Source organism: Streptomyces sp. NPDC059456 (assembly GCF_042750055.1).
GTDB lineage: Bacteria > Actinomycetota > Actinomycetes > Streptomycetales > Streptomycetaceae > Streptomyces.
Genome location: NZ_JBHYVA010000561.1, coordinates 2,079 through 5,744, shown reverse-complemented (window position 1 = coordinate 5,744; position 3,666 = coordinate 2,079). Strand labels below are relative to the sequence as shown.

The following is a 3,666-nucleotide window of genomic DNA, read 5'->3' as shown; positions in this document are numbered from 1 at the left end:
GGGACCCTGTGGGAGAGTAGGACGCCGCCGAACAATCATTGTGGGAAAGCCCCGCACCAGCCCTTATGGGTTCGGTGCGGGGCTTTTCTGCGTTCTGGGGCGGTGCGTGTTCCTGTAGGGTCAGGAGGCATCGTTCGTACGTTCAACAGTGGAGGCCCCCGGGTGGAGGTCCAGGAGACTCGGGTTCAGACGGACCGAATTTTCACCATTCCGAACATCCTGAGCATGGCTCGCCTCGCCGGCGTACCCCTGTTCCTCTGGCTGATTCTGGAGAAGCACGACGGGTGGGCCCTGGCGGTCCTCATGCTCAGCGGGGTCAGCGACTACCTCGACGGGAAGCTGGCACGGCGCTGGAATCAGATCAGCAGCCTCGGGCGGCTGCTGGATCCCGCCGCGGACCGGCTCTACATCCTCTCCACGCTCTTCGGCCTGACCTATCGAGACATTCTGCCGCTGTGGGTCGCCGGAGCCCTGCTGGCCCGTGAGCTGATGCTGCTGGTGATGGTCTGGATCCTGCGCCGGCACGGGTATCCGCCGCCGCAGGTCAACTTCCTCGGCAAGGCCGCGACCTTCAACCTGATGTACGCCTTCCCGCTGCTGCTGCTCAGTGACGGTACGGGTTGGTTGGCCTGGATGGGGGCAGTTTTCGGATGGGCGTTCGCCGGATGGGGTACAACCCTCTACTGGTGGGCAGGAATCCTTTACGTGGTGCAAGTCCGCCGGATCGTGAAGGCGGACACCGCGGCCGATTGAGCTCGCTCGGCGCCCGGCTGACGCGGAAGAGTTGCGGAGTCACCGTCCGGGACGGGTGAGGTCGGCGAGAACGTCGTCTCTCAAGGAGGACTCTTCCGACATGAAGGCCGTCGTGATGGCCGGTGGTGAAGGCACACGCCTTCGCCCCATGACCTCGAGCATGCCCAAGCCGCTCCTGCCGGTGGCCAACCGGCCGATCATGGAGCACGTGCTCAGGCTGCTCAAGCGGCACGGGCTCAGCGAGACCGTGGTCACCGTCCAGTTCCTGGCGTCACTCGTCAAGAACTACTTCGGTGACGGCGAAGAGCTCGGAATGGAGCTCACCTATGCCAACGAGGAGAAGCCACTCGGCACTGCCGGCAGTGTGAAGAACGCCGAGGAGGCCTTGAAGGACGACGCTTTCCTCGTCATTTCCGGCGATGCGCTCACCGACTTCGACCTCACCGACCTCATCCGCTTCCACAAACAGAAGGGCGCACTCGTCACGGTGTGCCTGACCCGGGTGCCGAACCCGCTGGAATTCGGCATCACCATCGTGGACGAGGAAGGCAAGGTGGAACGCTTCCTCGAGAAACCGACGTGGGGGCAGGTGTTCTCGGACACCGTCAACACCGGTATCTACGTGATGGAGCCCGAGGTCTTCAATTACGTGGACCCGGATGTTCCGGTCGACTGGTCCGGCGATGTCTTCCCTCAGCTGATGAAGGAAGGCCGGCCGATCTACGGGTACGTGGCCGAGGGCTATTGGGAGGACGTCGGCACGCACGAGAGCTACGTCAAGGCACAAGCCGACGTACTCGAGGGCAAGGTCCAGGTCGAGATGGACGGCTTCGAGATCTCGCCCGGCGTGTGGGTGGCCGAGGGCGCCGAGGTGAGCCCCGACGCCGTGCTCCGCGGGCCCCTGTACATCGGGGACTACGCCAAGGTCGAGGCCGGTGTGGAGATCCGCGAGCACACGGTCGTCGGGTCCAACGTCGTCGTCAAGAGCGGGGCCTTCCTGCACAGGGCCGTCATCCACGACAACGTCTACATCGGGCCCCACAGCAATCTGCGCGGCTGCGTCATCGGCAAGAACACCGACATCATGCGGGCCTCCCGGATCGAGGACGGCGCCGTCATCGGTGACGAGTGCCTGGTCGGTGAGGAATCGATCATCCAGGGGAACGTGCGCGTCTACCCCTTCAAGACGATCGAGGCGGGCGCCTTCGTCAACACGTCGGTGATCTGGGAGTCCCGCGGTCAGGCGCATCTGTTCGGCGCCCGGGGCGTCACCGGCATCCTGAACGTGGAGATCACGCCCGAACTGGTGGTCCGGCTCGCCGGCGCGTACGCCACGACCCTGAAGAAGGGGGCGACGGTCACCACGGCGCGTGACCACTCCCGTGGTGCGAGAGCGCTCAAGCGGGCCGTGATCTCGGCGCTCCAGGCCAGCGCGATCAACGTGCGCGACCTGGAGAACGTACCCCTGCCCGTGGCCCGGCAGCAGACGGCGCGGGGCAGCGCCGGCGGGATCGTGCTGCGGACCTCGCCGGGAGTGCCGGACTCGGTCGACATCATGTTCCTGGACGAGCGCGGGGCCGACCTCTCGCTCCAGCAGCAGCGCAAGCTGGACCGCGTGTACGCGCGCCAGGAGTACCGGCGGGCGTTCCCGGGCGAGATCGGCGACCTCCAGTTCCCGGGCAGTGTGTTCGACGCCTACACGGGCTCGCTGCTGCGCGGGGTCGACACGACCGGAATTGCTGATTCCGGACTCAAGGTCGTCGTGGACGCCTCCAACGGCAGCGCCGGACTGGTGCTGCCCAGCCTGCTGGGCAGGCTCGGCGTGGACGCCCTGACGATCAACCCGGGGCTCGACGAGTCCAGGCCGACGGAGACCGCGGAGTCCCGGCGGGCCGGACTGGTGCGGCTCGGGGAGATCGTGGCCTCGGCGCGGGCGGCGTTCGGCGTGCGGTTCGACCCGGTGGGAGAGCGGATCTCCCTGGTGGACGAGCGCGGCCGGATCATCGAGGACGACCGGGCGCTGCTGGTGATGCTCGACCTGGTGGCCGCGGAGAAGCGCAGCGGCAAGGTGGCCCTGCCGGTGACCACGACCCGCATCGCCGAGCAGGTGGCGGCGTACCACGGGACGCAGGTGGAGTGGACGACGACGTCGCCCGACGACCTGACGCGGGTGGGCCGGGCGGAGAACACGATCTTCGGCGGGGACGGCCGGGGCGGGTACATCGTTCCGGAGTTCAGCAGCGTGTTCGACGGGTCGGCGGCCTTCGTCCAGCTGATCGGGCTGGTGGCGCGGACGCAGCTCACCCTGAGCCAGATCGATGCGCGGATACCGCGAGCCCATGTACTCAAGCGGGACGTGCCGACCCCGTGGGCCGTGAAGGGGCTCGTGATGCGGCGGGGCCGCTCCCGGGACCAGCGCGCCGAGGGCGGCGCACTCGGCGTCGGGCAGGGCCTTGTCAGCGGCGCCCCAGCCCCACCAGGAGCGGTGGGGCCGGGTCGGGGCGAGAGGGGCGACGGACACGGTCTCGGCCATGGCGATATAACCCTTCGGTAATTTACCGCTTGGTAATTTACTCCACCGTATAGTTCGCCTCATGGACTCCACAAGCGCCGGCTCCGCACCCGGCACCCCGCTGCCGCCGACGACGACTCCACCGGGCCGGCGCCGGGGCCGGCCGGCGGGGACGAAGGGCGTACCGCGCGCCGAGCGCGAGGAACAGATCCTCGCCGCCGCGACGGAGGAGTTCGGCCGCCACGGCCACGCGTCCGCCTCGATGGCCGCGATCGCCCGGCGGGTGGGCGTGACGAAGCCGATGCTCTACGCCTATTTCGATTCGAAGGACGGGCTCTACCTCGCCTGCCTCGAACACATCGCCGCCCGCGTCATCGCGGCCAACGCAGCCGCGCTGGCGG

Annotated in this window: 2 protein-coding genes and 1 pseudogene; all 3 read left to right on the top strand. The window is 67.8% G+C overall.

What is annotated here, in order from left to right:
• The first annotated feature begins 162 nt into the window (after nt 1-162).
• Nucleotides 163-753 carry a CDP-alcohol phosphatidyltransferase family protein gene (locus tag ACFXA3_RS33370; RefSeq protein ID WP_054223941.1) on the top strand — a complete coding sequence of 197 codons (591 nt, stop codon included), beginning with the start codon at nt 163-165 and terminating at the stop codon, nt 751-753.
• A gap of 100 nt (nt 754-853) precedes the next feature.
• Nucleotides 854-3,151, top strand: a pseudogene (locus ACFXA3_RS33365) (sugar phosphate nucleotidyltransferase); the annotation flags it as partial.
• A 196-nt stretch (nt 3,152-3,347) separates the two neighbouring features.
• Nucleotides 3,348-3,666: TetR/AcrR family transcriptional regulator (locus tag ACFXA3_RS33360; RefSeq protein WP_385193045.1), on the top strand; the 319-nt coding region annotated here is incomplete at its 3' end.